Annotated in this window: 23 protein-coding genes; 7 read left to right on the forward strand and 16 right to left on the reverse strand. The window is 69.8% G+C overall.

Annotated features, from left to right (window positions below):
• Positions 1 to 71: 71 nt before the first annotated feature.
• Positions 72 to 1,919 (reverse strand): 2-succinyl-5-enolpyruvyl-6-hydroxy-3-cyclohexene-1-carboxylic-acid synthase, encoded by a 1,848-nt coding sequence (gene menD, locus J4Z35_RS12115; RefSeq protein WP_243755055.1) that lies wholly within the window; start codon positions 1,917 to 1,919, stop codon positions 72 to 74.
• Here menD and J4Z35_RS12120 point away from each other — a divergent pair.
• The 3 genes from J4Z35_RS12120 (at position 1,918) to J4Z35_RS12130 (ending at position 6,007) form a co-directional block, all read left to right on the forward strand.
• A complete protein-coding gene (locus J4Z35_RS12120) occupies positions 1,918 to 2,997 on the forward strand; it encodes an aldose 1-epimerase family protein (protein ID WP_208065611.1) in 1,080 nt (359 codons plus the stop codon). The two genes, menD and J4Z35_RS12120, sit on opposite strands and share 2 nt — an antisense overlap.
• Positions 2,998 to 3,269: 272 nt before the next feature.
• Complete coding sequence (locus J4Z35_RS12125) at positions 3,270 to 5,531, forward strand: helicase-associated domain-containing protein (RefSeq protein ID WP_347813548.1); 2,262 nt, start codon at positions 3,270 to 3,272, stop codon at positions 5,529 to 5,531.
• The gene (locus J4Z35_RS12130; protein ID WP_136788549.1) at positions 5,528 to 6,007 is read left to right on the forward strand and encodes an NUDIX domain-containing protein; all 480 of its coding nucleotides are present in this window, start codon (positions 5,528 to 5,530) and stop codon (positions 6,005 to 6,007) included. Before J4Z35_RS12125 ends, J4Z35_RS12130 begins: the two co-directional genes overlap by 4 nt.
• On the opposite strand, the gene J4Z35_RS14580 is transcribed toward J4Z35_RS12130, so the two are convergent.
• The 3 genes from J4Z35_RS14580 to J4Z35_RS12145 form a co-directional block, all read right to left on the reverse strand.
• Positions 5,965 to 6,528, reverse strand: a complete 564-nt coding sequence (locus tag J4Z35_RS14580) for an EamA family transporter (RefSeq protein WP_243755056.1) — start codon at positions 6,526 to 6,528, stop codon at positions 5,965 to 5,967. The two genes, J4Z35_RS12130 and J4Z35_RS14580, sit on opposite strands and share 43 nt — an antisense overlap.
• A gap of 434 nt (positions 6,529 to 6,962) precedes the next feature.
• A complete protein-coding gene (locus tag J4Z35_RS12140; protein WP_062258333.1) occupies positions 6,963 to 8,948 on the reverse strand; it encodes a M13-type metalloendopeptidase in 1,986 nt (661 codons plus the stop codon).
• A gap of 99 nt (positions 8,949 to 9,047) precedes the next feature.
• Entirely contained in the window at positions 9,048 to 10,412 is a 1,365-nt protein-coding gene (locus J4Z35_RS12145) for an MFS transporter (protein ID WP_062258335.1), read from the reverse strand.
• A gap of 296 nt (positions 10,413 to 10,708) precedes the next feature.
• Between J4Z35_RS12145 and J4Z35_RS12150 the strand changes: the two genes are divergently transcribed.
• On the forward strand, positions 10,709 to 12,340 hold the full coding sequence (locus J4Z35_RS12150; RefSeq protein WP_136788551.1) for a DNA repair helicase XPB: 1,632 nt from the start codon (positions 10,709 to 10,711) through the stop codon (positions 12,338 to 12,340).
• Between the two features lie 17 nt (positions 12,341 to 12,357).
• Positions 12,358 to 12,615, forward strand: a complete 258-nt coding sequence (locus J4Z35_RS12155; protein WP_243755057.1) for a type II toxin-antitoxin system prevent-host-death family antitoxin — start codon at positions 12,358 to 12,360, stop codon at positions 12,613 to 12,615.
• 90 nt (positions 12,616 to 12,705) lie between these two features.
• Here the strand turns inward: J4Z35_RS12155 and J4Z35_RS14755 are convergent, their stop codons facing one another.
• Positions 12,706 to 13,122, reverse strand: a complete 417-nt coding sequence (locus J4Z35_RS14755) for a DUF2530 domain-containing protein (protein ID WP_235182005.1) — start codon at positions 13,120 to 13,122, stop codon at positions 12,706 to 12,708.
• Between the two features lie 222 nt (positions 13,123 to 13,344).
• Between J4Z35_RS14755 and J4Z35_RS12165 the strand changes: the two genes are divergently transcribed.
• Positions 13,345 to 14,832: an NCS2 family permease gene (locus J4Z35_RS12165; RefSeq protein WP_038566975.1), complete on the forward strand. Its 1,488-nt coding sequence runs from the start codon at positions 13,345 to 13,347 to the stop codon at positions 14,830 to 14,832.
• A 66-nt stretch (positions 14,833 to 14,898) separates the two neighbouring features.
• Here the strand turns inward: J4Z35_RS12165 and J4Z35_RS12170 are convergent, their stop codons facing one another.
• The 3 genes from J4Z35_RS12170 to J4Z35_RS12180 form a co-directional block, all read right to left on the reverse strand.
• Positions 14,899 to 15,807 carry a DUF3027 domain-containing protein gene (locus tag J4Z35_RS12170; protein WP_208065613.1) on the reverse strand — a complete coding sequence of 303 codons (909 nt, stop codon included), beginning with the start codon at positions 15,805 to 15,807 and terminating at the stop codon, positions 14,899 to 14,901.
• A 2-nt stretch (positions 15,808 to 15,809) separates the two neighbouring features.
• Positions 15,810 to 16,193, reverse strand: a complete 384-nt coding sequence (locus J4Z35_RS12175; protein WP_006946178.1) for a cold shock domain-containing protein — start codon at positions 16,191 to 16,193, stop codon at positions 15,810 to 15,812.
• A 90-nt stretch (positions 16,194 to 16,283) separates the two neighbouring features.
• Positions 16,284 to 16,787: a hypothetical protein gene (locus tag J4Z35_RS12180; RefSeq protein WP_040014818.1), complete on the reverse strand. Its 504-nt coding sequence runs from the start codon at positions 16,785 to 16,787 to the stop codon at positions 16,284 to 16,286.
• 167 nt (positions 16,788 to 16,954) lie between these two features.
• On the opposite strand from J4Z35_RS12180, the gene J4Z35_RS12185 reads away from it, so the two are divergent.
• Positions 16,955 to 18,199: a crosslink repair DNA glycosylase YcaQ family protein gene (locus J4Z35_RS12185; RefSeq protein WP_243755058.1), complete on the forward strand. Its 1,245-nt coding sequence runs from the start codon at positions 16,955 to 16,957 to the stop codon at positions 18,197 to 18,199.
• 67 nt (positions 18,200 to 18,266) lie between these two features.
• On the opposite strand, the gene J4Z35_RS12190 is transcribed toward J4Z35_RS12185, so the two are convergent.
• The 8 genes from J4Z35_RS12190 to J4Z35_RS12225 form a co-directional block, all read right to left on the reverse strand.
• Entirely contained in the window at positions 18,267 to 20,102 is a 1,836-nt protein-coding gene (locus J4Z35_RS12190; protein WP_115296544.1) for a DUF3824 domain-containing protein, read from the reverse strand.
• 117 nt (positions 20,103 to 20,219) lie between these two features.
• Complete coding sequence (locus J4Z35_RS12195; protein WP_208065615.1) at positions 20,220 to 20,876, reverse strand: response regulator transcription factor; 657 nt, start codon at positions 20,874 to 20,876, stop codon at positions 20,220 to 20,222.
• Between the two features lie 120 nt (positions 20,877 to 20,996).
• Positions 20,997 to 22,394 carry an ATP-binding protein gene (locus J4Z35_RS12200; protein ID WP_136788558.1) on the reverse strand — a complete coding sequence of 466 codons (1,398 nt, stop codon included), beginning with the start codon at positions 22,392 to 22,394 and terminating at the stop codon, positions 20,997 to 20,999.
• Positions 22,391 to 23,125, reverse strand: a complete 735-nt coding sequence (locus J4Z35_RS12205; protein WP_208065616.1) for a LemA family protein — start codon at positions 23,123 to 23,125, stop codon at positions 22,391 to 22,393. The genes J4Z35_RS12200 and J4Z35_RS12205 overlap by 4 nt, the downstream gene beginning before the upstream one ends.
• Before the next feature lie 130 nt (positions 23,126 to 23,255).
• Positions 23,256 to 24,020 carry a CbiX/SirB N-terminal domain-containing protein gene (locus tag J4Z35_RS12210; protein WP_208065617.1) on the reverse strand — a complete coding sequence of 255 codons (765 nt, stop codon included), beginning with the start codon at positions 24,018 to 24,020 and terminating at the stop codon, positions 23,256 to 23,258.
• Positions 24,013 to 24,963: a uroporphyrinogen-III synthase gene (locus J4Z35_RS12215; protein ID WP_006946229.1), complete on the reverse strand. Its 951-nt coding sequence runs from the start codon at positions 24,961 to 24,963 to the stop codon at positions 24,013 to 24,015. Before J4Z35_RS12215 ends, J4Z35_RS12210 begins: the two co-directional genes overlap by 8 nt.
• Positions 24,956 to 25,741, reverse strand: a complete 786-nt coding sequence (gene cobA, locus J4Z35_RS12220; protein WP_243755059.1) for a uroporphyrinogen-III C-methyltransferase — start codon at positions 25,739 to 25,741, stop codon at positions 24,956 to 24,958. Before cobA ends, J4Z35_RS12215 begins: the two co-directional genes overlap by 8 nt.
• 130 nt (positions 25,742 to 25,871) lie before the next feature.
• The gene (locus tag J4Z35_RS12225) at positions 25,872 to 26,141 is read right to left on the reverse strand and encodes a DUF4031 domain-containing protein (RefSeq protein ID WP_006946225.1); all 270 of its coding nucleotides are present in this window, start codon (positions 26,139 to 26,141) and stop codon (positions 25,872 to 25,874) included.
• Positions 26,142 to 26,154: the final 13 nt, after the last annotated feature.

Genomic DNA, 26,154 nt, shown 5'->3' on the forward strand with positions numbered 1-26,154 from the left:
GGGCGGGCGTCGCCTCCTGCCACTCTTGCCGAGATGACGCGGGCGCGCACCATACCTGAGGGTGGGGCGCGTCAACGACGTTCGTAGCGCGCGTCCATCTCACCGGCGTCGGCGACGGCGTCGATGGCGGCCGCGAAAAGGTCGTGGCGGGCCTGACGCTCGAGGTGACGCTCGATGCGCACCTCGATGACGTTCAGCCCGGGCGCCGGGTCGCTGACGCGCTCGATGAGTTCGTCACGCGACCCGACGAGCGAATACCCGACACCGCGGGCCTCGCACACGAGCGCGAGGTCGGCGTTCGTCGGCGTGCCGAAGACGCGCTCGAAGTGCTCGACGAGTTCGCTGCGCCCCTGCTCGAGCGTGCCGAAGATGCCGCCGCCGTCGTCGTTGATGACGACGATCGTCAGGTCAGGGCGCGGCTCGCCGGGGCCGATGAGCAGGCCGTTGCTGTCGTGCAGGAACGTCAGGTCGCCCATGAGTGCAAAACTCGGGCCGTCGTGCGACAGCGCGATGCCGACGGCGGTCGAGACCACCCCGTCGATGCCCGACAACCCGCGGTTCGCGACGGAGCAGACCCGACGCGCGATGCGCTGCGGGTTGCGACCGAGATCGAGGTCACGCGCCGTGTTCGACGACCCGATGAGCAGCGCCGACCCGGCCGGCACGTGCTGCACGAGCGTCGACGTCGCGGCCAGGCCAGACGGCCACGACCGCGCGACGAGCGGCCCGATGCGCTGCGCGAGACGCTGCCCTGCGATGCGCCAACTGCTCGACCACCGACGGTCCGCGCACGCCGCGACGAGTTCGTGCGAGCGCGCGATGGCGGCCCACTCGTGCACGCGCTGCACGACGTGCGACGGGTCGGCCCACGACGTCGAGGCCGTGATGACCTCGACGGTCACCTCGGGGTGACGCAGCAGCTTCGCGACGTCGCGCGAGAGCGTCATGCGTCCGGCGACGAGAACACGCTCGGGCAGGTGCTCGTCGAGCCAGTCATGGGCGGCGAGGATGAGCGAACCGTGCGGCATGGCGCGCCCGCGGTGGTAATCGCCGAACGGCTCGGCGATGACGGGCCAGCCCGCCGCGTCGGCGAGTTCGGCGACCTCGGCGGCCAGCTTCGGATCGGGCAGATCACCGAGCAGGACGAGCGTACGCGGCACCGGTGCGATGCCCGGGCCGGGCGCGACGGTGACCGTCGATGCCGGAGCACGCAACTGCATCCAGGGGCGCCCGCGATCCCGCCCCTCGAGGCTTTCGGGCCACACGGGTGCCGTCGCTGAGGGGGCGTCATCAGCCCGGGCGTCCTCATCGGACGTCGCGCTCGTATCCCTCGCCACGATCGCCGCCGCGCCCGCAACGGCTCCGGCCATCGCGAGGTCGGCGACGTCGGGCGTCAGCGGCTCGCGGAACGGCAGGTTGAGGTGGACCGGCCCGACGTCGCCCGTCGGGACGCCCGTCGCGTGGGCGAACGCGCGACCGACGACCGAGCGCCACACCGTGTTCTGCCCAGCGCGCTCGCTCGGCGTCGCGAACTCGTGGAACCACCGCGTCGCGGAGCCGAAGATCTTGACTTGGTCGGTCGTCTGGTTGGCGCCCGTGTCGCGCAGTTCGGCGGGGCGGTCGGCGCTCATGATGATGAGCGGAACCTGCGCGTGATGTGCTTCGAGGACGGCAGGGTGAAGGTTTGCGACGGCCGTGCCGCTCGTCGTGATGACGGGCACCGGGTTGCGCGAGATCTTCGCGAGACCGAGGGCGAGGAACCCAGCCGAACGTTCGTCGACGCGCACGTGCAGACGCAGCCGTCCAGCCTTGTCGGCCGCGGCCACCGCGTACGCGAGCGGCGCCGAACGCGAACCAGGCGAGAGCACCACGTCCTTGACGCCGAGCCGCACGAGTTCGTCGATGATCACGCTTGCCATGGCAGTCGAAGGATTCACGCTCACCATCTTGGCGCATGGCGCCGACAACCCCAACGACGCGCCCGTTCCCTACGCTGTGGGCGTGACGAACGACGAGCAGCCCACCCTTCCCAGCGGCACGCAGTGGCACATCCGGGCGTCCGGGTACGAGGCGACGATCGTCGAGGTCGGTGGCGGGTTGCGGGCGCTGCGCCACGACGGCGAGGACATCGTCCATGGATACGCCGAGGACACCATGGCCGACGCGGCCCGCGGGCACGTCCTCGCGCCGTGGCCGAACCGCATCGCCGGCGGGCGCTACGCGTTCGACGGCGACACGTACCTGCTGCCGCTGACCGAACCGGAGCACGCCAACGCCGCCCACGGGCTGGTGCGCTGGCAACCGTGGCAGCTCGTGGAGCACGCGACGCATCGCGTCACCGTCGGCGTCACGCTGCACCCGCAGCCGGGATGGGCGTGGACGGTGCGATTCGAGTTGACGTACGTGCTCGGCCCCGACGGCCTGACGATCACGCCGCGCGCCACGAACCTCTCCGACACGCCATGCCCGTTCGGGTTCGGCATGCACCCCTATCTGACGGCAGGTGAGAGCTCACTCGACGACGTGACGCTGACCGCCCCTTTAGACGAAGCCCTTACCGTCGACGAGCGGCTCATCCCGGTGGGGCGTGAACCAGCCTCGATCGACTTCACCGAAAGCGCATCATTGCGCGGCGTCACCCTTGACACGTGCTTCACCGATATCGGAGCCCGCCCGGGCAGCGGAATGCCCTCGCGGCCTGCTGACGCGGCGCCACGGGCTGACGGAGCCGCGGCGTCGAGCAACGACGCCGCACGCTGGGAGGTCAGCGTCAGCACGTCGTCGCGGGTGACGACGTTGTGGGCCGATGCGCGCGAGTTCGGCTACGTGCAGCTGTTCACAGGCGACGGGTTGCCGGAGCCGAAGAACCGACGCTCGGGCTTGGCCGTGGAGCCGATGACGTGCCCCGCCAACGCGTTCAACACGGGCGAGGGCCTCATGGTGCTGCACCCCCGCCGAACATGGACAGCCTCCTTCGGCATCTCCTCACGCCACTGACCCTCACGACCCCGACCCTCACAACGCTGGCCCCACCCGTCCCCAACCGCGATCCACATCGGCGATTCCTGTCCACCTTCGCGATCCACGTCCACATCCGCGATTCCTGTCCGCATGTGCGAATTTCGTTCATATTCAGCAGGCCGTCATACCGCGCACTCGAGCCCCCGCCCACCCAGCCGACGTCCATGGTGCGCTCTGCCGTCTCGCCACAGACGTCTTCACCGGACGTCGAGGTGCCCCCGGCCGCGCCGCCGACTACCGTGGTGCGGGTGCCCAGAGCCGCGCGCAGTTTTGCCGATGACCTGAGGGCCCGCAGCGACGACGAGCTCGCGGCCCTCCTGCTCGCGCGCCCCGACCTCACGCGACCGGCGCCGGCGGACATCACTTCCCTCGCGGCTCGCGCCGCGACGCGCGCCAGCGTCCAGCGTGCGCTCGAACATCTCGACGGCGGCGCGCTGCGCCTCGTCGAAGCCCTCCTCGTCGTCGGTGCTGACGGCGCCGCGGCCCCGCTCGGCGCGTCGAAGAAGGCCGTCGAACAGGGGATCCGGGAGCTCTGGGCGAAGGCGCTCGTCTGGCGCGCTTCCGACGGCTGGCGAACGGCTCGCGCGGTCGGTGAGATCCTCACGCACCCAGCAGGATTGGGACGTTCGGCCGCCGAGCTGGTGACACATCCGAGCACCCTCGCGCTCTCGCCCACGACCACCCCCGACGAGGTCGCCGACGCCGAAGCACGTCTCACCGATCGCGCGCGCGCCGTCATCGAGCAACTGCGCTGGGGCAGCGCCCGCGCCTCGTTCACGACGCCCGCCCTGCGCGCCGTCCGTGACGAACTCGTCCGCGCCGGGCTCATGGTCGCCCTCGACGGTGACGACGCCGTCATCCCGCGCGAGGTGGGCCTCGCCCTGCGCGGCGGCCGGCTGTCGCGCGAACCGTGGGCGCCGCCACAACCCGAGCCACGTCACGTCGACCAGGCCGACGCCGACACGGCTGCCGCCGGGGAGGTGCTCGATCTGCTGTGGCGACTCGACGACGTCGCCGCCGCCTGGGATGAGGAGGCGCCGCGTGTCCTGCGCACCGGTGGTCTGTCCGTCCGCGATCACCGTCGTCTCGCCGCGAGGCTCGATGCGTCGAGCGAACTGACCGCCTTCGTCCTCGAGATCGGCCACGCCGCAGGCCTGTTCGCCTCCGACGGAGAGATCGACGCGACGTGGCGACCGACCGATCTGTACGACGAATGGACGACCTGGAGCCCGGCGCGACGCTGGACGGCCCTCGCTCTGGCGTGGCGTGACACCGTCCGCGCCCCCGGCCTCGCGGGTCAGAGCGTCGACGGGACGCTCGTCAACGTCCTCGGCAAGGACGCCGCGTGGCCGCTCATGCGGGCCCGCCGCCGGGACGTGCTCGACGTCCTCGCCGCCCTCCCGGCGGGCAGCGCCCCCACGATCGACGGCGTCGAAGCGCTGCTGCGTTGGCGCCGACCGCTCCGCCTGCCTGCCGGGGCGCCCACCCACGCTGATGTCGTCCTGCGCGAAGCGGCATGGCTCGGCGTCCTCGGCCGGGGCGCGCTCACCAGCGCCGGGCGTGCGCTGCTCGCGGCCGACCCGTCGTCCGCCGCGGATGTCGAGGCCGTGACGACCGCCATGTCGACCGCGCTCCCGGAGCCGGTCGATCAGGTCATGCTCCAGGGCGACCTCACCGCCGTCGCGCCCGGCCCGCTGGCGGAAGAGGCCGCCACGTTCATGCGTCGCGCCGCCGACGTCGAATCCCGCGGTGGTGCAACGGTTTTCCGCTTCAGCGACGCGAGTCTGCGTCGCCTGCTCGACCACGGGGTCTCCTCGGCGGAGGCGCTCGAGTTGCTGCGTCGCCACAGCATGACGCCGATCCCGCAGGCTCTCGAATACCTGCTCGGCGACGTCGCGCGCCGCCACGGCCACGTGCGCGTCGGCTCGGTCAGTTCGTACGTGCGCAGCGATGACGAGGCCGCCCTCGACGCGCTCGTCGCCGACACGGGTCTCGCGTCGCTGCAGCTGCGCCGCATCGCACCCACCGTCTGCGTCTCCCCGATGCCTGCGGCGACGCTGCTCGACGTCCTGCGCGAGCATCGTCACGCGCCTGTCGCCGAGACCTCCGATGGCGGGGTCGTCGTGCGCGCCGCCACCGTCGAGCGCGCCCCGACGCCGTCGCGCCGCACCACCCCCGTCCAGGTGCACACGCTCGACGCCGGTGAGGCCGAGCAGCTGGCCGGCCGTCTACGGGCCGCCGAGAAGGACGCCGTCCGTCCGAGCGAGCACGACGCGCACACGCGCATTCCGTCCTGTGATCCGACGGTGACGTTGGCGCTGCTGCAGGACGCGGCCGCCGAGAGCGTTCCCGTGTGGATCGGCTACGTGGAGGCCGGCGGCGACATCAAGCGCGGCTTGTTCCGCCCCGCGAGCGTGACAGGCGGGCGCGTCACGGGCCAGCTGGGCGACGCCTCGCCAGTGACGCGGACGTTCTCGATCCACCGCATCACGGGCGTGGCGTCGGCGTGACGTCCGCGACGCCCCTCGAGACCTGCCTCGTCCTTGTCACCCGTACGAGCGACGGGGCGGACGAGGTGCTGCTCGGGCGAAAGCTGCGCGGCTTCGGTCGTAGCCGCGTCGTCGCCCCCGGCGGAAAGATCGACGCCGGTGAGAGCGCGCAGGAGGCGGCCGCCCGCGAGCTCGAGGAGGAGACGGGTCTGCGCGCGCAGACGCTCGCGCCAGCCGGCGTCCTCGACTTTCGCTTTTCCCACGACGACCTGACCCAAGACATGCGGGCGCATGTCTTCATTGCGTCCGATGCCCTCGGCGCGGTGCAGGATTCAGACGAGATCGCCGGCCGGTGGGTGCGTCAGGACGAGATTCCGTACGTCGAGATGTGGCCGGATGCGCGCCACTGGATGCCCCGCGCGCTCGCGGGCACCCTGCAGCACGCCCTGTTCGTCTACGGCGCGGACGGCGTCACGCTCGAGCGCTTCGAGCTCTGACGGCGGGCGCCCAGCCGCGTCAGCGCGCGCGGGCCGAGCACGATGACGACCACGCCAACGAGCAGGAGCGCGCCGCCGACGAACGCGGCAGCGTTGGGGCGTTCGCCGAGGAAGACCCAGCCGGCGAGGAAGCCGACGACGGGGACGAGCAGCGTGAACGGGGCGACGTTCGATGCCGGATAGATGCCCATGAGCCCGTTCCAGATCGTGTAGCCAACGAGGCTCGCAAGGATGACGGTGTACGCCGTCGACGCGATCGCCGCGCCGCCGAAGTGCGTGAGCGCGTCACCGACAGCGCCCGGGCCGTCGACGAGCAGCGACAACACCAGCATAGGCAGCGGGACGAACAGGCTGCCCCACACCGTCAAACCGAGGCCTGACGCTCCCGCGCAGCGTCGCGAGGCGACGTTACCGGCACCCCAGCTCAGCGCTCCCGCGAGACACAGCAGGACGCCGACGAGCGGTGTCGCCCCCGAGCGTCCGAGGGCCACGACGACGAGCCCACCCACGGCGATGCCCATGCCCATGAGTGGGATGGGTCGCCGCCGCTCCCCCCAGGACGGCCGCGGCGATGACGACGGTGAACAGCGCCTGAGCCTGCAGGATCAGCGAGGCCAGCCCGGAGGCCAGACCCGCTGCCATCGCCGAGTACAGAAAACCCGAACTGTCCGGCCGACATGAGCAGCCCGACGAGTGCGAGGTCGCGCCACGCGACCTGCGGGCGCGGCACGAACGCCATGATCGGCAGGATGCACGCGAACCGGATCGCCACGAACAGCAGCGGCGGTATGCCGGCCAGCCCCTCGTGGATGACGACGAAGTTGAGCCCCCAGATGAGAACGACGAGCAGCGCGAGCGCGATGTGGCGTGGGGTCATGAGCCCCATCCCACCGCACCGCGCCCGCGGCCGGAAGAACGATCCGTCTGGTGGCCGTTCAGGGCCTCGGAAGGTGCCTCAGAAGATGCGCACGCGCTCGTCCTCGTCGACCCACATGCCGTCGCCGGCCCTGACGTCGAACGCCTCGACGAACTCGGTGAGGTTGCGGGCTGCGTTGGCGCGCACGTCCATCGGCGAGTGCGGGTCGGTGGCGAGCAGACGCTTCGCCTCGGCCTCGCGAGCGGTGCCGCTCCACACCTGAGCCCAGCCGAGGAAGAAGCGCTGCGCGCCCGTGAAACCGTCGAGCTCCGGTGCCGGAGCGTCCTCGCAGGCGATCGTGTACGCCTTGTACCCGATCGTCAGTCCGCCGAGGTCGCCGATGTTCTCACCGACCGTCAGGCCACCGTTCACCTTGAGGCCGGGGGCGTCGCGCGTCTCGAGCTCGGAGAACTGCGCGATGAGCTTGGCCGACAGGGCGTCGAAGCGCTCGCGGTCGCCTTCGGTCCACCAGTCGACGAGTTCACCGTCTCCGTTGAAGCGCGAGCCCTGGTCGTCGAAGCCGTGGCCGAGTTCGTGTCCGATGACGGCGCCGATGCCGCCGTAGTTGACGGCGTCGTCCGCGTCGACGTCGAAGAACGGCGGCTGCAGGATGGCGGCCGGGAAGACGATCTCGTTCATCATCGGGTGGTAGTAGGCGTTGACCGTCTGCGGGCTCATGAGCCACTCGTTGCGGTCGATGGGCTGCCCGATCTTGGCCAGCTGGTAGTCGGTCTCGAATGACGCGGAACGCTTGATGTTGCCGACGAGGTCGTCGGCGACGATCTGCAGGTCGGAGTAGTCGCGCCACTCGTCGGGGTATCCGATCTTGGGCGTGAACGCGTCGAGCTTCTCGAGCGCCTTGACCTGCGTCTCGGGGCTCATCCACGTCGATTCGCGGAAACTGCGACGGAACGCCTCGACGAGGTTGCCGACGAGTTCCTGCATCCGCCCCTTCGCCTCCGGCGGGAAGTGACGCTCGACGTACAGCTTGCCGGCCTCCTCGCCGAGGACGCCCTCGACGAGGCCGACGCCGCGCTTCCAGCGCTCACGCAGCTGCGGCGTGCCCGACAGGGTGCGGCCGGCGAAGTCGAAGCGCTCCTCGACCACGGCGTCGCCGAGGTAGTTCGCGAAGGAGGTGACGAGGTGCCACGTCATCCATGCCTTCCAATCCTCGAGCGGACGGGTGGCGAACAGTTCCGCGAGCCCCTCGAGGTAGCTCGGCTCCCCGACGACGACGTTCGCGAACGCGCCGTCCGGCACGACCTGGCCCTCCATCCACGCGTCGAGATCGAACGCGCCGAGCACGTCGCGCAGCTCGTCGAGCGTGTAGCGGTTGTAGGTCTTGATGGCGTCGCGCGTCGAGACGTTGTCCCAGTGGTGCTTCGCGAGGTCGACCTCGAGGGCGTAAGCGCGGTCGGCGACGGCCTCCGGCGTGGAGACACCCGCGAGTTCGAGCAGCCGCACCATGTGCTCCTGGTAGGCGGCGCGGATCTCGGCGTACTGCGCCTCGCGGTAGTAGGCCTCGTCGGGCAGCCCGAGGCCGCTCTGGCCGATGTAGACGATGTACTCGTCGCTGTTCTTCGCGTCGGCGCTGACGTAGAAACCGAACAGACCGCCCATGCCGTAGCGCTCGAGGTGGCCGAGGAGCATGAGCAGATCGTGCTCGCTCGTCAGCCCGTCGATGGCGGCGAGATCCTCCGCGATCGGCGAGACGCCGAGACGGTTGATGCGCTCGGTGTCCATGAACGAGCGGTACAGGTCGCCGACCTTCTGCGTGGCCGGGCCGAAGCCCTCGGCCGGGTTGCCGTTCTCGGCGTCCTCCGCCTTCTGCGCTGCCTCCTCGATGATGACGCGCATCGCCGCCTCGCTCTTCTCACGAAGGCGGTCGAACGCGCCGTAGCGCGACTTGTCGTCGGGGATGGGGTGCTCGCGAACCCACGTGTTGTTGACGTAGGCGAACAGGTCGTCCTGGGGGCGGACGGACGCGTCGAACGTGTCGACGTCGAGGCCGGACTTGCGGGTCATGCGAACACCTCAGATTTCGTGGAGGTCGAGGACTTCTCAGCTGATGTCCATCCAAACACCTCGCACCGACAACCGTCATCCGCAGCTCACCGCGCGAGCTCAGACAGCATCGTTGAGACCCACCCCGGGCACCGCCGACGGGTCGTCGCGAACTGACTTGGGGTTCGTCTCCGGCAGCAGCCAGGCCCCGACGGCCGTCAGGACGCTGAGCACCACCATGTAGGCGGCGATCCCGTGCGTGCTGCCCGTTCTGTCGATGACGGAGGCCATGATCATCGGGGTCGGGCCGGCCAGTGCGATGGCGGCCAACTGATACGCCAGCGACATGCCCGAGTACCGCATCGACGGGTGAAAGATCTCTGCAAGATAGGCAGCGAGCGGGCCGTAGATCGTCGACTGGAAGAAGCTCGTGAGAAAAGCCCCGATGGCGAACATCGCGATGCTCTTCGTCCCGAGCAGAGCGAAGTAGGGAAAGATGACGACTGCGAGGCCGATGGCTGACCAGAACACGACGGGTTTCCGTCCGATCCGGTCCGAGAGTGCGCCCGACCACAAGATCATGGGGATGTTGAGCGCCGAGAGCACAAGAGTGACGAGCAGGAGACTCTCTCGTTTCATCCCGAGCTCGCTCGAGGCGTAGCTCAGGGAACCGACGATGCCGACGTAGAACATCGAATTCGTCGCCCCCATCGTGAGGCAACCGAGCAGAATGCGTTTCCACGCCTTGCGGACCACGTCGAGCGCGGGCGCCTGAGCAGGGGCGTCGTTCATCCGCTCGGCGGAACGCGCCTGCAGCTCCTTGAACTCCGGCGAGTCCTCGACCTTGTTGTGGATGTACAACCCGAGGGGGAACAGGACGACGCTCAGCAGGAACGGGATGCGCCAACCCCACGAGACGAAGTCAGCCTTGGAGACGCTCTGCGACACGACGAGAAAGATGAGGTTGCCGAGCAACACGCCGATCGGGACGCCCATCTGACCGAAGGTGCCGGCGAAGCCGCGGCGTTTCGGCCCCTCGGATTCCGTCAGGAGCAGGATGATGCCGCCCCATTGACCACCGGCCGCAAGGCCCTGGACGAACCTGAGGGTCACGAGGACGACGGGCGCGAGGACGCCGATCGTCGCGGCAGAGGGCAGGAGGCCGATGAGGAACGTCGCCCCTCCCATGGCCAGGACGCAGATCACGACGACGCGCTTGCGCCCGTACTTGTCGCCGTAGTGGCCGGCGAGCACGCCACCTAGTGGGCGGGCAAGAAAGGCCGCCCAGAACGTCCCGAACGACAGGAGGGTTCCGGTCAAGGCGGAGCTGTCGGGAAAGAACACATGAGGGAACACCAGCGCTGCTGCGGTCCCGAAGATGAAGAAGTCGTACCACTCGATCGAACTGCTCAGCAGGCTGGCGGCGAGCAGCCGCTTGCGGCGCTTCGGATCGATGGCGACGTCAGGTGCGGATACAGCAGTCACGGGGGCCTCCTGCTCGACGGGAGATGACATTTTCATGTGATCTGAAGCACACCCTAGAGCCCCACTCGTCACTTGTTGAGCAATGCTCAATAACGCATCGGTAACGGAGATCGCGTCACGGCCCACTCGATGACGGGCGGCGCCGATGTTGTGTCATGAACGCGCGCTATCTCACGCGTTCATGACACAACATCGGCCGTCTCGGTGCTCACCCCGGTCGGAATGCCCCGTCGCTGGCGCCCGTTACCCTGAACGCGGCACCTGTCGATGCCGCAGACCCCACCGAGAGGCAACGCGTGAACAACGGCGCACTCATCGTGCAGAGCGATCGGACGATCCTGCTCGAGGTCGATCACGAGAACGCCGAGGCGGCGCGTCGCGCCATTGCTCCGTTCGCCGAGCTCGAACGCGCCCCCGAGCACGTTCACACGTATCGCGTCACGCCGCTCGGCCTGTGGAACGCCCGCGCTGCAGGCCTCGATGCCGAGACGGTCGTCGACGCCCTCATCACGCACAGCCGTTTCCCCGTGCCGCAACCGCTGCTGCTCGACGTCGCCGAGACGATGGATCGTTACGGCCGTCTCGTCCTCGAGAAGGACGGCGACCAGCTCGTCCTGCACTCCACCGACAAGCCCGTGCTCGAAGAGGTGCTGCGGCACAAGAAGATCAAGCCACTCGTCGGCGATCGCCTCGACGACTTCACCGTCGCCGTCCACCCAAGTGAGCGTGGCGCGATCAAGCAGGAGCTCATCAAGGTCGGCTGGCCGGCCGAGGACCGTGCGGGTTTCGTCGACGGCGAGGCCCATCCCATCGACCTCGACACCGACGGCTGGGAGCTGCGCCCCTACCAGCGTCAGGCCGTCGACGGGTTCTGGGACGGCGGCAGCGGCGTCGTCGTCCTGCCCTGTGGCGCCGGCAAGACGCTCGTCGGCGCCGGTGCCATGGCGAAGGCCAAGGCGACGACCCTCATCCTCGTGACGAACACCGTCTCGGCCCGTCAGTGGCGCGATGAGCTGCTCAAGCGCACGACGCTGACGGAGGACGAGATCGGCGAGTACTCCGGTGCGCGCAAGGAAATCCGCCCCGTCACGATCGCGACGTACCAGGTGCTCACGCTCAAGCGAAAGGGCGTCTACCCGCACCTCGAACTGCTCGATGCGCGCGACTGGGGCCTTGTCGTCTACGACGAGGTGCATCTGCTGCCCGCGCCCATCTTCCGCATGACGGCCGACTTGCAGGCCCGTCGACGTCTCGGCCTGACGGCGACGCTCGTGCGTGAGGACAACCGCGAGGACGACGTGTTCTCCCTCATCGGCCCGAAGCGCTACGACGCACCCTGGAAGGACATCGAGAGCCAGGGTTACATCGCGCCCGCCGATTGCGTCGAGGTGCGCGTCGGGCTCTCCGACTCCGACCGCATGGCCTATGCGACGAGCGAACCCGACGAGCGCTACCGCTTCGCCTCGTGCGCGACGGTCAAGGATCCGGTCGTCGAACGCATCGTCGCCAAGCATGACGGCGAACCGACCCTCGTCATCGGCCAGTATCTCGACCAGCTCGAGACCATCGCGGGACGCCTGAACGCCGACCTCATCACCGGTGAGACGTCGGTTGCGGTGCGGCAGAAGCTGTTCCAGCAGTTCCGTGACGGCGAGATCACCAAGCTCGTCGTGTCGAAGGTCGCGAACTTCTCGATCGACCTGCCGGAGGCGAGTGTCGCCGTCCAGATCTCCGGGACGTTCGGCTCGCGTCAGGAGGAGGCCCAGCGCCTCGGTCGCGTCCTGCGCCCGAAGGCCGACGGACGCACCGCGCACTTCTACTCGATCGTCACGCGCGACACCGTCGACGCCGACTTCGCCGCGCACCGCCAGCGCTTCCTCGCCGAGCAGGGCTACGCCTACCGCATCGTCGACGAGAGCGACATCTGAGCCCTTCCCCGCACAGCTTGGTTCAGCAGACCAACCACATGACGACGGTCAACATCCACGAGGCGAAGACTCACCTTTCCCGGCTGCTTGCCAGGGTCGGGGCCGGCGAGTCGATCACCATCGCCAAGGCGGGGCGGCCCATCGTCGACCTCGTCCCGCATGTCGCCGAGCCCGTCAGGTTCGGCACACTCGATGCGTCGTGGACGACGGCGGACGACGCCTTCGGCGATGAGATCGACACGCTCATCGGGGCGCTGTTCGGCGCCGAGCGATGAGCATCCTGCTCGATACCAACGTCGCGCTGCGGCTACTGCAGGACGACCGCGGTCTCGGCCGAAGTGCGGAAAGACGCCATCCGCGAGAGCTCACGCAGCTTCGGCGTTGCCACGTCCGCGACGCACGTAGGCCCAGCCCATGAGTCCGAGGACGGCGCCCGCGACGCACGTCCACGGCCACCAGTCACGCTCGCCCGTGTGCAGGGCGGGCACGAGAAGCGTCACGACGAGCATGACGACCCAGCACGCGACGCCGACGAGGATCACCTTGGGTGTGTCGACGTGCAGCGGCTGCGGCTTCGGAATGACGGTGTCGCCGCCGGTGAACAACTTCTCGTACGGCGATTCCTCGAGTCGCGCCTCGCCCTCGGCGGGGAGCACGACGCCAGCTTCGTAGGACATCGAGTGCTCGGCGCGCTCCCGCATCTCGCGGGCGCGCTCGATCGAGCGGGGCGTCGCACCGTCAGCACGCGGCGCGCGCTTCGGCTGACGCTGGTCTGGGCTCACCGCCACAGCCTAGTTGACGCGCCCCTGACGGGCGGCGAAGCACCGACAGCCGAGCTCGGTGCCGGCGCCCTCAGACCCGGCGGCGCGCCTCTGCTGAGCGGGGCGAAGGGACGGCAGACGTCACCCACGGGCCCGGTCATGGGCGCGCACCCGACGAGGCGGCGACGACCACCCGCTGAGCACGTTTCCCGGCGCACACGGGCGCCAAATACGATGTGCGCCATGTCGAGCACAGTCACTTCGGCCCCCGCCCCCGGGCCGCCCGCGAACGCCCTGGATCGCTACTTCAAGATCAGCGAACGCGGTTCCACCGTCGGACGGGAGATCCGCGGTGGCCTCGTCACCTTCTTCACGATGGCGTACATCGTCGTCCTCAACCCCATCATCATCGGCACGGTGCCGGACTCGACGGGCCATTACATCGGTGGCGGAACGTCGCCGAACCTCACCCTCGTGGCATCCGTGACGGCCCTCGTCGCTGGTGTGATGACGATCTTCATGGGCGCGATCGCCAAGTTCCCCCTGGCCATCGCGACCGGCCTCGGTCTCAACGCATTCGTCGCCTACTCCGTGGCGAAGTTGCCGGGCATGACCTGGCCTGACGCCATGGGGCTCGTCGTCATCGAGGGCTTCATCATCTTCCTGCTCGTCATCTCCGGTTTTCGCAAGGCACTGTTCGCGGCGATTCCGCACTCGTTGAAGACGGCCATCAGCGTCGGCATCGGGCTGTTCATCTGCCTCGTCGCCCTCCACGACGCGGGTTTCAACTCCGCCGGCGGCGGCTTCCTCCAACTTGGCCCGAGCGGCACGCTGCAGGGCTGGCCGGTGCTCATCTTCATCATCGGCGTGCTCGGCATCGCCGCGATGATGGCCCGCAAGGTGAAAGGCGCCATGCTCGTCGGCATCCTCGGTGCGACGACGCTCGCCGTCATCGCCGAGACGGTCGGCAACATCGGCAGCAAGACGAACGCCAAGGGGGACGTCGTGAACCCGGGAGGGTGGTCCCTCACCGTGCCGCAGGTGCCCGACTCGTTCGTCTCGCAGCCGAACTTCTCGATCATCGGCGACTTCTCGCTGTTCGGTGCCTTCGGCAAGATCGGCACCATCTCCACGATCCTCATCATCTTCACGCTCGTGCTCGGCGCCTTCTTCGACCTCATGGGCGCGATGTACGCCGTCGGCGCCGAGGGAGACCTGCTCGACGAGGATGGTGTGCCCGAGCACTCCGAACGCATCATGATCGTCGACTCCGTGGCCGCGATGGCCGGCGGCGCCGGCTCCATCAGCTCCAACACGGCCTTCATCGAATCGGCGTCCGGCGTCGGCGAGGGTGCGCGAACCGGCCTCGCCTCCATCGTCACCGGCGTGTGCTTCCTGCTCACGACGTTCCTGGCCCCGCTCGTCGAGATGGTGCCTTCGGAGGCCGCCGCGCCTGCCCTCGTCATCGTCGGCTACCTCATGATGACGCAGGCGAACGACATCGACTGGAAGGACATGGAGATCGGCCTGCCCGCCTTCCTGACGATGGCGCTCATGCCCTTCACCTACTCGATCGCCGTCGGCATCGGCGCCGGGTTCATCAGCTTCATCCTGATCAAGCTGGTCAAGGGCAAGGCGAAGGACGTGCACCCACTCATGTACGTCGTCGGGTTCTTCTTCCTCGTCTACTTCGGGATCGAACCGGTCAAGCAGATCCTCGGCGTCAGCTGAGGCAGCGATCATGCGGCGAGGGCCGCCCACCACGTGGTGGGCGGCCCTCGCCGCATGTTCGCTGCCTCAGGCCTCGTCGTGCTCGGTGTTCTCGTGCTCGGTGTTCTCGTGCTCCGTGTTCTCGCGCGCACCCTTGCCGCCGCCCGAGACCTCCAGGTCGACGTCAAGTTCGTCGAGCACCGGCGCGTCCTGATGGTCGTGCGCCTGCGGAGCTTCCATGTCGGCCTCGGAATGGGCGCCGCACCCGAAGTCGAGGGCGACGACCTTGCCGTCGGCGGGCGACCAATCATTGGCACAGACACCGAACTGCTGACGCAGCACACCCGCCATCGGCAGGAAGTAGCCACACGTCGCGCACGGCGCGGGAGCCTTGCGGGCGATGTCGGACGACGGCCCGTTCTCTCCGTCGTACCAGCGCTGAGCCGCCTCGTCGCGCCCCTCTGCCGAGAGCACGCGCGCGCGGCCGAGGCCGAGCTCGAAGATGGCGACCTGGTCGACGTCCTCGTTGCCGGTTGCCTCGAACCCGCCTTCGAGGCGCGGGTCGTCCTCCTTGTACGGCAGCACGTCGCCGGCGCTCAGGTCCCCCGGGGCGAGCCGGTCAGCCCAGGGCACCCACTCGGGCGCGAGGATCGACGACGCCGTCGGCACGAGATTCGTCTCGCACACGGTGGCGACCTTCGCGCGGGGCGCGCGGGCCACGGAGACGGCCCACTGCCAGTCGGGGTAGCCCTTGGCCAGGCTCGCGAAGTAGTGCGTGCCGAGTCGCTCCGAGTTCATCTCGAAGCGCACGTGCTCACCGACCGTGTCGCGGTAGGCGATCTCGACGACGGCGGCGCGCGCCATGTCGCGTGCGGCGTCAGCGGCGAGTACGGCGTCGTTCTTCACCACCTTGACGCGGCGAGCCTTCGGTGACGACGCGGGCGCCGGCTCGACGGGTTCGCTCGCCGCGGAGGGCACGGAGGGGACGTCAGACATGATCAGACCTCGAGGTCGTCGGCCACGGCGCGCAGCACCGTCGCGATCTTGTTCGAATGGCTGCGGTCGGGGTAACGCCCCTTCTGCAACCCGGAGGACAGGTCGTCGAGCAGACGGATCACGTCTTCGACGATAACGCTCATCTGCTCAGCGGGCTTGCGCTTGCGCTCGGCGATCGACGGCGGCGCGTCGAGCACCTGGACGTGCATCGCCTGCGCGCCCTTGCGCCCGTCGACGACGCTGTACTCGATGCGCATTCCGCCCCGCAGCTGGCTCACCCCGGCAGGCAGCGCACTCGCGGGGACGAAGACGTCGACGCCGTCGTCCCCGGAGACGAAGCCGAAGCCCTTCTCGGCGCTGTAGAACTTGACCTTGCCGACCGGCACGTCGCACCTCTTTGCTCATGAGGCCGGCGGGCGACCTCGGGTGGGATGGCTCGCGCGTGCGGCACCCCGTCGAACACTAACTTTTCGAGTTTACCGGCGCGTGTGCGGCGCCTCCGAATCGTCGGCCTCGACGCGTTCCACGCTCGGCTCGGCGACCTCGATGCCGGCGTCATCCGAGCCGCCGCCGCGCTCGTGTGCACCGTCGCCGCGACGGGCCTCGTCCTCGCGTAGTTGCTGCTGCATCTGCCGCAGCATGTCGGCGCGGGCCGAGCGCGACGCCGCATCGCCCGCCGACGCACGGCGGGCGGTCGGCGGCTGCGTGACGGCGCGCGAGCGCCACCAGAAGAACACCCCGCCGAGCAGCATCGCGAACCCGGCCAGCAGGACGACGAGACAGACCAGCGCCCACACCACCATGGCGGCATGGAGCAGCGCGCCGACATGCCCCCGGTCAGCGAGCTTGACGGCTACCGTCACCCACGCGCCGATGAGCAGTGGCGAGGCCACCCACAGCAGCGCAGCGCCGACGATCGCGAGCCGTTTGCCGCGCGCCAGCAGCGCGGTCGAGAAACTCTCCTCGTGCACGTCGTCCATGGCGCGAACGCTACCGCGCGCCGGCGACAACCCCGTCGTTCCAGGCCTTCGGCGCCGCCCGTCAGGTGCCGAGTGCTGCCCAGACGCTGGCGCGTCGCCACGCCGTCACGGGGCCGGAAAACCCCGAGCCGACGGGGTTGTCGGGGCCGCCCACTACTGTCGGCGACATGACGAACCGCAGTCCGCGACGCCTCAGCACCGCGCAGGCACGCCGCATCGCGTTGGCCGCCCAGGGGTTCGCGAAGGCACGCCCCGAGAGCGTCACGACACGCCACCTGACGGCGACCGCCGCGCGCCTGCAGGTCGTGCAGATCGACAGCGTCAACGTCCTCACGCGCAGCCACTACCTCCCCTTCTTCAGCCGCCTCGGCCCGTATGCGCAGCGCGACCTGGACGCGCTTCGGGACCGCGCGCCACGTCGTCTCGTCGAGTATTGGGCGCACGAGGCCAGTCTCGTGACGCCGCAGGTGTGGCCGCTGCTGCGTCACCGCATGGCGCGCGCCCATGAGGACGCCTGGGGTGGCATGCGTCGCGTCGCAGCCGAGCACCCCGACCTCGTCGAACGCGTCCACGCCCACGTCACGACGCACCCGCCCGCCACAGCCCGCGAGATCGAGGTCGCGCTCGAACACGACGAGCAGCTGAACAACGACCACTGGGGCTGGAACTGGTCGCTCGTCAAGGCAGCTCTGGAGCACCTGTTCTGGGCCGGCCGCATCACCTCGGCCGGACGAACGCCGCAGTTCGAACGTCGCTACGCGAGCCTCGAGCGCGTCCTGCCGAACGAGATCGCCGACGCCGCGCTGGCCGAGGAGTTCTTCTCACCGACCTCCCTGATCGACGCCCCTGCGGGCAGCGACGTCGCCTACTTCGACGACGTCGTCGAACTCGTGCGGCGCAGCGCGATGGCGCACGGGGTCGGCACCGAGCTGTGTCTAAGGGATTACTTTCGGCTCAAGGGCGCGCAGGTGCGCCCGGCGATCGAGCACCTGGTGTCGGCGGGCGAACTCGAACCCGTCGACGTCGAATGCTTCGGCAAACCCGCATGGCGCCACGTCGATGCAAAGATCCCTCGCCGCATCGAGACGGCCGCGCTGTTGTCGCCGTTCGACTCACTCATCTGGCAGCGCGAACGCACCGAGGCACTGTGGAACTTCCGCTACCGCCTCGAGATCTACACCCCCGCCGCGAAGCGTCAGTACGGCTACTACGTCCTGCCGTTCCTGTTCGGCGAGCGCCTCGTCGCGCGCGTCGACCTGAAGGCCGACCGCGCCGCCGGGGTGTTGCGCGCTCACGCGATCCACTGGGAGCCGGGCGCCCCCGCCGCACACCCAGGCGCCGCGGACGCCTTGAGCGACGAGCTCACGACGATGGCGACATGGCTGGGTCTCGAGGGGTGGCGCGCCGCATGAACGACGCACGCGCACCGGTGACGGGCGGGGTCCGCCCCACCCGTCACCGGTGCGCGTTTGGCTCATGTCAGACGTGACGCTCCTGATGCGGATCCGACGATGCCTTCGGCTGCTTCGCCTCCTTCGAGGCCAGCGCGTAGGTGCGGGCGTACGTGGTGCCGGCCGCGAGCAGGACGAGGCCTGCGCCGACGCACGTCATGGCCCGCGTCATCGCGCCCATGTAGGCGAGATCGAACATGAGCAACTTGAGAAGGGCACAGCCGAGCAGCGCGAGACCCCCCGCCATCGACGCCGACAGGTGGCGCGGCCGCGTCAGGCCGGCGACGAGCACGAGAGCGGCGAGCGCCATCGTGCCGACGGTGATGACGAGGTGCACGAGGAAGAAGCCCGACGGCGTGCGACCCAGGCAGGTGATCAGCGACATCGCGAAGCCCAGCAGACCGATGAAGCCGGCACCGACGAGCGTCATCTGGACGTGCGGCGCGGGCATCGCCCGGCCCCGGACCGACCAGGTCGCGACGGCGGCCACCGTGAGCATGAGCAGCCCGCTCACCGCGACGGATGCCGGCAGTTCAGCGGCACGCCCCCGGTAGAACAGGTCGATCGTGGGAGAGGCCACCTGCTGCGCGACGGCGGCGAGACCCAGCGCTCCGAGGGCCAACTGACCGTCGATGCGCTGACGCGTCATGCCCTGCGCGGCGAACAGCACGAGCGCAGCGGCGAGGAACGGCAGGGCGAGCCACGGCCCGGTCGTCATGGCGAAGGCCAACGTCAGCGCGTTGATGACGGTGACGACGAGCGCGCCCAGGCGCAGCTCGCGCCCCGCGTGCCGCAGGGCCCACCACGTCAGTGCCGCGACGAGCGTCGCCCCGAGGGCCAACAGCGTCCACGTCGAACGGTCGGCACGGATCATGAAGACCCACATCGGCAGCCAGGCGCTGACGTAGGCGGCCGCACCCCAGCGCGCGTCGGGACGAACCGTCGCGGTGAGCAGCGTCGTCGTCACCGCGGTGAGGGCGATGAGGCCGATCATGACGGGCACCTGGACGCTGTGGTCGAGGTCGATCCAGAACGTCGCGGCGAGCACGACGGGGACGGTCCGCGCGAGGCCGAGCTCGTCCCAGCGACGCGTCAGCTCGGGTGCGACGCCGAGGAGCTGGATGACGAACAGGAACGCGACGAGCGCGAGGCCGGGGCCCTGCGTCAAGAAGGGCGCGAACACGCAGACCGCGACCATGATCGCGATGGCGAGCCATTTCTCGTCCCAGCGCATCGCGAGCAGGAACGCGGCTGCCGCGACGACGAACGCCATCGCGAGGCCGACACTCAACGGCACCCACGCGTAGAGGCGGGTGACGGCGATGACGTCGAAGTACGCCGCGGACGCTGCCGTCGCGAGCAGCGCGATGGAGCCGATCTGGCCACCCGGTCGACGGCGCACCCACGACGCGGCCGCGGCGAGAGCCGCCGAACCCGCGGCGCCACCGACGACGCGGACCGGCGGCGTCAGGATGCCTTCACGCGCCGCCATGACGAGCAGGAGCACGACCCCGACGAGCGTGACGACGACGCCCGCGGCCGCCAGCAGCATCGCGACGATCTGCTGGTTGTCGAACCGTCGAGGCTTCAGTTCGGGAGGTGGCGGCGGGATGAACGCGAGCGAACCGGGAAATGCGGGTGCCGGTCCTGCACCAGGGCGCCCGTCATGGGGAGCCGGGCCGGGAGCGGCACCGCTGTACTGGCCTTGCCGATGACCACTGTTCGGCGTCGCCCCCATGAACGGTGGCGGCGGCGTCGAGTGGCCGTCAGGAGCGTCGAAGGCAGGGCGTCCGGGGTACGACGGACCGTAGGGCGGCACCGGGCGGGACGGGTCGAAGGAGTTCGAGGGCTGGTTCTCATTCATGCCTTCGAGCCTCGTCGGCCGTCGGCTTCGGCGCCTGAGCAGGACTACTCAGACGACGTGAGTAATGGACGCGAGTGAGTGCTCAGGGCGCCCCTGCCCACGCAGGTGCGGCGAACGTCAGTCGAGGCCGTTCTCGAGAGCGAACCGCGTCAGTTCGACGCGGTTGGCAAGGTGCAGCTTGCGCAGCGTCGCGGCGACGTGGTTGTCGACGGTGCGGCTGCTGAGGCCGAGCCGCGAGGCGATCTGCTTCGACGCGAGCCCCTTCGCAACCATGCGCAGCACCTCGCTCTCGCGGGGCGTCAGGGCGCTCGCCGGGTCGTTCGTGGTGTCGACGCGGCCACGCAGGTGCGCGAGCACCAGCCCGGCGAGTTCGGGGGTGAACACCGCGTCTCCGCGCAGCGTCGCCTCGACCGCGTCGACGAGTTCGGCGGCGCTGGCACTCTTGAGCAGGTAGCCCGACGCGCCAACCTTTACGGCGTCGAGCACGTCGCTGCGCGCCGACGACGCCGACAGCACGAGCACCTTGACCTCGGCGAGCGTCAGCATGATGGCGGACGTCGCGTCGGCACCGTTGCCGTCGGGCAGATTCATGTCCATGAGGACCAGGTCGGGGCGCGTCGCGCGAGCGCGATCGATGGCCTCGCGCACGGACCCGGCGGTGGCGACGACGTCGTAGCCGCGCGCGACGAGGTCGCGTTCGACGGCGTCACGCCACATCGGATGATCGTCGACGATCATGACGCGGGCCTGGGGCTCACGGGACGAGTCATTCATGACGACATTGTCGCGGACGCCAAGATCGCGAGCCACCGTGGCGCTGCGGCGCTCCACTGCTGCGGCGGATGAGAACGCCCGTCGCGCGACACGATCATGATCGAGGCCGCTTGCCGCGCCTCAGCGCGGCACCGTGAACTCCCACTCGACGCCCTCGCCCGGCGCGGTGGTGAGATGCGCGCGTCCGCCGATCGCCTCGATGCGTCCGACGATCGATCCGCTGACGCCCAGTCGCCCTTCGGCGCGTGCCTGCGCCGGCCGTTCCGGCGACATGCCCACGCCGTCGTCACGGACGGTGACGACGACCTCATCGCCGAGATCCTCGAGCAGGACGTACGAGGTCGCGGGTGCGCCACCACGCCCGGCGTGCAAATCGGTGTTCGTCAGGGCTTGCCGCACCGCCGCGGTGATCTCGGCGACGACGTCGGGGCGCAGCGTCACCGCCTCGGCTCCGGCGCTGACGTGGCACCGACGGCTCTCGAGGGCGAGCAGCGCCTGGCGCAGATCCGTCGGGTCAGGCGCGTCAGACCGGCGGGCAGCACCCCGCGCCGGCGCGTCCACCGACGACGCCTCTATGCCGGCGTCGAGAGCTCCCCCACCCCGCGCCACCCCGTTCTGACCCGCATCACGCAGGCTGGAGGCGACTCCCCCGGCGAGACCATTAAGACGCACTGCCCCCGCGTTGCCCGCCCACGTGCCGTCGCGGCGCGCGCTGTCGTCGCCGTCCGCGATGAGGTGGCGTAGAGCCTGCTCCTGCTCGGCGGCGAGCTGCCCGACACGCGCGAACTCACCACCCGCGCGCTCCCCTTCGCGCGCGGTCAAGGCGAGCACCTGCAGCACTCCGTCGTGCACCTGCCGGGCGAGCCGTTCGCGCTCCGCGGCCCGGGCGCGCAGCTCGAGCGCCCTCGTCAACTGCTCGTGGGCGCGCTGCACACCGTGGCTCGCCACCCCCGCGGCGATGCCCGCACTGACGAGAATGGGCAGCGTCGGTGAACGTTCGAGCCACGACAGATCTCCGCCGACGTGCAGGCACGCGAGCCCCAGGACGACGGCGCTCGCGAAACCTGCGCCGACACCCCACATCATCCCGGCGGTGAGCACGGCGTTCGTCACCCACATCGTCGTCGGCAGGCTCTGGTTGTGATCCCACCAGCTCTCGGGTGCGACGATCCACGTCGAGTAGACGAGCGCGAGCGTGACGACCTGGTCGAGCCCGATGAGCACAGGCCGCCAGGTGCGGCGCGCGAACATCGTGTACGCCGCGATGCCGGACCAGATGCACTGCACCGCGATGAGGGCGCTTGCCAGGTGGGGGCGCGAATAGTGCGAGATCGCCATCGAATGGATGAAGAGGCTGTACGCGAGCGTCAGGACGCGAAACGCGCCCGAGGTTGCCCAGAGCGACCCCATCGCGTCGTCGGGCAGGCCCACGCCCCAGCCCGTCCATCGGGACGCGACGGACGACGCCCCGAACCGCACAGGCGATTCGGGGCGTCGACGCAGGTGGGCTCGGCTCACTTGCGCTGCTCGGGGTACAGCACCCCGTAACCCTCCTGGCCGGGCGCCTGGTACTGGCCACTCGCGGTGTTCTGCGTCGGGTACGGCATCTGCGACGGCGGCAGCTGCGGCTGCTCGTTGTACGGACGCTGCTGGCTCTGCGGCGCGTCGAACTGCACGTTCGGCGCCTGGTCGTTCGTCATGTTGACGCGCGGGGCACCCTTCGTCGCCTCGTCGGCCTCGTAGTACTCGGCCTTCGTCACGCCCGCGGGGCCGGCCATGAACTTCGTCGGGATCGAGTCGACCTTCGAGTTGAGCGAGCTGACGCACGCGTTGTAGTAGCGGCGCGCGTTGGAGATGCGGTCCTCGGTCGAGCTGAGCTCGCCCATGAGCTGCTGGTAGTTCTGGTTCGACTTGAGGTCGGGGTAGGCCTCGGAGACGGAGATGAGGCGACCCAGCGCCTGGCTCAGCTCACCCTCGGCCTCAGCGACCTGCGCCGGCGAACCGTTCGTGTTGACGGCCGCACCACGCGCGCGGATGACGGCGTCGAGCGTGCCCGCCTCGTGCTTCGCGTACGCCTTGACCGTCTCGACGAGGTTCGGGATGAGGTCGTGACGACGCGTCAGCTCGACGTCGATCTGGTGCCAGGCCTCTTGCACCGTGTTGCGCTGCTTGACGAGGCCGTTGTACATCATGACGGCTGCGACGACGAGCGCGACGATGATGACGAGAAGGATGATGACGAACGTCATGAGTGGCTCCTGCTTCGAGGGGTCATGTCTGCTTCGACCCTAGCCGACGGCAGCGACCACCGTCAGCGCTCGATGCGTGTCACGGCGCGATTCGCCCCCGGCGGGGCCGGCTGCGCCTGGGGACTGGAGGTCACTCCTCGTCGAAGCGGGTGAGGATCTGCTCGACGATCTGGGGGGATGCGCCCAGCGGCGCGGTGACGATTTCGGCGCCCGAACGCGTCAGCTTGTCATGGAAGTGCCCCTCGCCGAGCAGCAGCGCCGCGACGGCGACACGGACGTGAGGGTGGTCGCGGTTTGCGCTCACGGCGTCGGGCACGGACGGGGTGGCAGCCGAGCCGAAGGCCACGCCGATCGAGGTACCCCAGACGTCAGCGAGCAGACGTGCCTGGGCGCGGGCGTCGGCGGTGGCCTCGGCGCGGCTGGACCCGGCGGCGGCCATGACGATCGCGTCGCCGGGACGCGCGCCTGCCTCGCGGAGGCGCTGCGCGAGCAGTTCCGCGATGGGTCGCGACGGGCCGAGCGCGCCCCTCGAGCGCGCGTTGTCGTGCGGCGCAACGGCTTTCGCGACGTCGACCCGCACGTGGTAGCCGCCGCAGAACAACAGCGGCACGGCGACGACCTCGTCGAACTCGGGCACCAAGCGCGCCACGACGTCCGCGACCTTCGGCTCCTGCACGTCGACATACGCCTCGGTGACGGTGAGGTCGGGGCGCGCGGCGCGAACCGCGTCGGCGAGATCGTGGACGACCCGCCGGCCCTGTGGGCTCGCCGTCCCGTGGGCGACGAGGACGAGTGCGGCTCGCCGGCCGCCACGCGCGGGCGCCGTTGCAACAGCGGAGGATTCAGGGGGCGCGAGATCGGGCGCGGTCGGGGCGACCGTCATGTCGTCAGGCATGGCCGTCATTGTGCCCGCCGAGGGTGTCGGCGACCAGGCGCGTCAAGGCGCCGAGGCGAAAGCGCGTCGGCACGATCGGTTCGACGCCGCACTCGCGCAGCGGCGCCGCGGTGGTGTCACCGACGCAGGCCGCGATGACGCGCCCCTCGCGCAGCATGTCCAGCACGGCATCCTGTTGACCCGAGGCGCGCGCGGCGTCGAGAAAGGCGAAGACGCCGGGAGCTGCGGTGAACGCGACGACATCGACGTCGGATCGCGCGACGAGATCGACGGCGCGCGCGACGGCAGAGGGGTCGGGCGCCGGGCCCCAGCGGTAGACGACGAGCGAGACGACGTCAGCACCTGCGGCGCGCAGGGTCTCGTCGATGCCGTCGGAACCGGCGCCGTGGTGTTGCACAGCGACGCGGACGCCGTCGAGCGACTCCCCGCGCAGACGTTCCTTGATCTCCTCGGCCGTCTCCGAGGCGGCCGTCCACGTGACCTCGAGACCCGCTCCGACGACAGCGCCGCGCGCCTTCGGCCCGCGGGCGTAGATGCGAGTCGTCCGCAGTGCGTCGAGGAGTCGCTCGCGCAGCCCGGCCGCCTCGGCGGCCTCGAACCAGCCCCGGAACCCGATGCCCGTCGTCACCACGAGCAGGTCGGGCGGCTCCTCGATCAGCGCGCGGGTATGGGCGAGCAGCTCAGGGTCGTCGACGTGCGGCACGTGCGACATAGTCGCTGCCCGGATCACCTCGGCGCCGCGACGTTCGAGCGGTGCGGCGAACTCATCGGCCTTGCGCTGCGCGGTGATGACGATGCGCCGCCCGGCGAGGTCGTGCGGCGCCCGTCGCTGCTGGGGAGCGGAATCCGAAGCGAACTCCACCGAAGCGACGGCAGAGGCGTGCGACGCACGCCGAGCGGCGTCTCGAGGGGCGCTCGCGCCGTCCGGCTGCTGGTCACGCATCGGTCTCACCCGTCCCCTCGGTGGTGGCTTGCTGCGTCGTCATGTCGATGATCGCCGCGTCGGGCAGGACGTCGACGACGTCACCGATGACGATGACGCTCGGGTTGCCGATGCCCCGCGCGGCGCACTCGCGGGCGAGCTCGGCGAGGGTGGAACGCACGACCTGCTGCTGCGGCGTCCACGCACGGTGGACGACGCCCGCGGGCGTCGCGGCCGGTTTGCCGTGCGCGACGAGGCCGGCCGTCAGCTCGCCCAGGCGTCCCATCCCCATGAGGACGACGATGGTGTGCGGCCATGCCGCCAGCGCCGGCAGCGCCAGTTCGTCGTGCCCGGAGAGCACGAGCAGGCCCGCCGACGATCCGCGATGCGTCACCGGGATGCCGCCGGCGAGCGGCGCGGAGAGCGCGCTCGTCACGCCGGGCACGACATCGACGTCGATGCCGCGCGCATGGCAGGACAGGTATTCCTCCCCCCCGCGGCCGAGCAGGTACGGATCGCCTCCCTTGAGGCGCACCACCCTCCGCCCGGCCCGCGCCTCACGCACGAGAATCGCGTTGATCTCGTCCTGCGGAACGGGGTGATGGTGCGGGCTCTTGCCGACGTCGATGATTTCGGCGCTCAGATCGAGACGCGCCAGTTCGTCCCGCGGGCCAAGGCGATCGGCGACGATGACGTCCGCCTGCTCGAGCTCGCGCAGGGCACGCAGCGTCAGCAGGTCGAGCGAACCCGGTCCACCGCCGACGAGGACGACGCGCCCCGCCGCGACTGCGTCGCTCATCCGTTCCTCCTCGCTGCGGCCCTTCGTGTTCACTCCCCGACCTTAGGCAGCGACGCGCCGCGGCCGCCGTGATGTTCGTGACGCGAGAAGCGTCGCGCACTCACGCCCGCGCAGCACCCGTCGAGCAGTTTCATGATCGGCGCTCCACGGCACGAACCCGCACACCGCCGGCGATCAATCGGCGAATGAGCTCAGTGGCGCGCACGGGCAGCGCGCCACCCGCGACCAACGCGTCGTACATGCGCTCCGGCACGTCGTAGTGGTCGACGTCGAACGCAGCATCCGGAACGCCATGATCGTGCGCGAAGGCGTGCAGCTCGTCGAGCGAGCTGTCGGAGACGAGATGCGAGAACACCGTGCCCCACGCGGGCCACATCGGCGGGTCGATGAGGATGGCCATCGTCCCATCATCG

The sequence above is a fragment of the Dermacoccus sp. NHGro5 genome, assembly GCF_017565385.1.
Taxonomy (GTDB): Bacteria; Actinomycetota; Actinomycetes; order Actinomycetales; family Dermatophilaceae; genus Dermacoccus; species Dermacoccus nishinomiyaensis.

Excerpts from the sequence above, each read along its gene's own strand:
- J4Z35_RS12120 (WP_208065611.1), top strand. The coding sequence starts at position 1,918 with ATGGCAGTCGAAGGATTCACGCTCACCATCTTGGCGCATGGCGCCGAC.
- menD (WP_243755055.1), bottom strand. The coding sequence starts at position 1,919 with ATGGCAAGCGTGATCATCGACGAACTCGTGCGGCTCGGCGTCAAGGAC.
- J4Z35_RS14580 (WP_243755056.1), bottom strand. The coding sequence starts at position 6,528 with ATGGGCATCGCCGTGGGTGGGCTCGTCGTCGTGGCCCTCGGACGCTCG.
- J4Z35_RS12140 (WP_062258333.1), bottom strand. The coding sequence starts at position 8,948 with ATGACCCGCAAGTCCGGCCTCGACGTCGACACGTTCGACGCGTCCGTC.
- J4Z35_RS12165 (WP_038566975.1), top strand. The coding sequence starts at position 13,345 with ATGTCGAGCACAGTCACTTCGGCCCCCGCCCCCGGGCCGCCCGCGAAC.
- J4Z35_RS12170 (WP_208065613.1), bottom strand. The coding sequence starts at position 15,807 with ATGTCTGACGTCCCCTCCGTGCCCTCCGCGGCGAGCGAACCCGTCGAG.
- J4Z35_RS12180 (WP_040014818.1), bottom strand. The coding sequence starts at position 16,787 with ATGGACGACGTGCACGAGGAGAGTTTCTCGACCGCGCTGCTGGCGCGC.
- J4Z35_RS12185 (WP_243755058.1), top strand. The coding sequence starts at position 16,955 with ATGACGAACCGCAGTCCGCGACGCCTCAGCACCGCGCAGGCACGCCGC.
- J4Z35_RS12190 (WP_115296544.1), bottom strand. The coding sequence starts at position 20,102 with ATGAATGAGAACCAGCCCTCGAACTCCTTCGACCCGTCCCGCCCGGTG.
- J4Z35_RS12195 (WP_208065615.1), bottom strand. The coding sequence starts at position 20,876 with ATGAATGACTCGTCCCGTGAGCCCCAGGCCCGCGTCATGATCGTCGAC.
- J4Z35_RS12205 (WP_208065616.1), bottom strand. The coding sequence starts at position 23,125 with ATGACGTTCGTCATCATCCTTCTCGTCATCATCGTCGCGCTCGTCGTC.
- J4Z35_RS12210 (WP_208065617.1), bottom strand. The coding sequence starts at position 24,020 with ATGCCTGACGACATGACGGTCGCCCCGACCGCGCCCGATCTCGCGCCC.
- J4Z35_RS12215 (WP_006946229.1), bottom strand. The coding sequence starts at position 24,963 with ATGCGTGACCAGCAGCCGGACGGCGCGAGCGCCCCTCGAGACGCCGCT.
- cobA (WP_243755059.1), bottom strand. The coding sequence starts at position 25,741 with ATGAGCGACGCAGTCGCGGCGGGGCGCGTCGTCCTCGTCGGCGGTGGA.
- J4Z35_RS12225 (WP_006946225.1), bottom strand. The coding sequence starts at position 26,141 with ATGGCCATCCTCATCGACCCGCCGATGTGGCCCGCGTGGGGCACGGTG.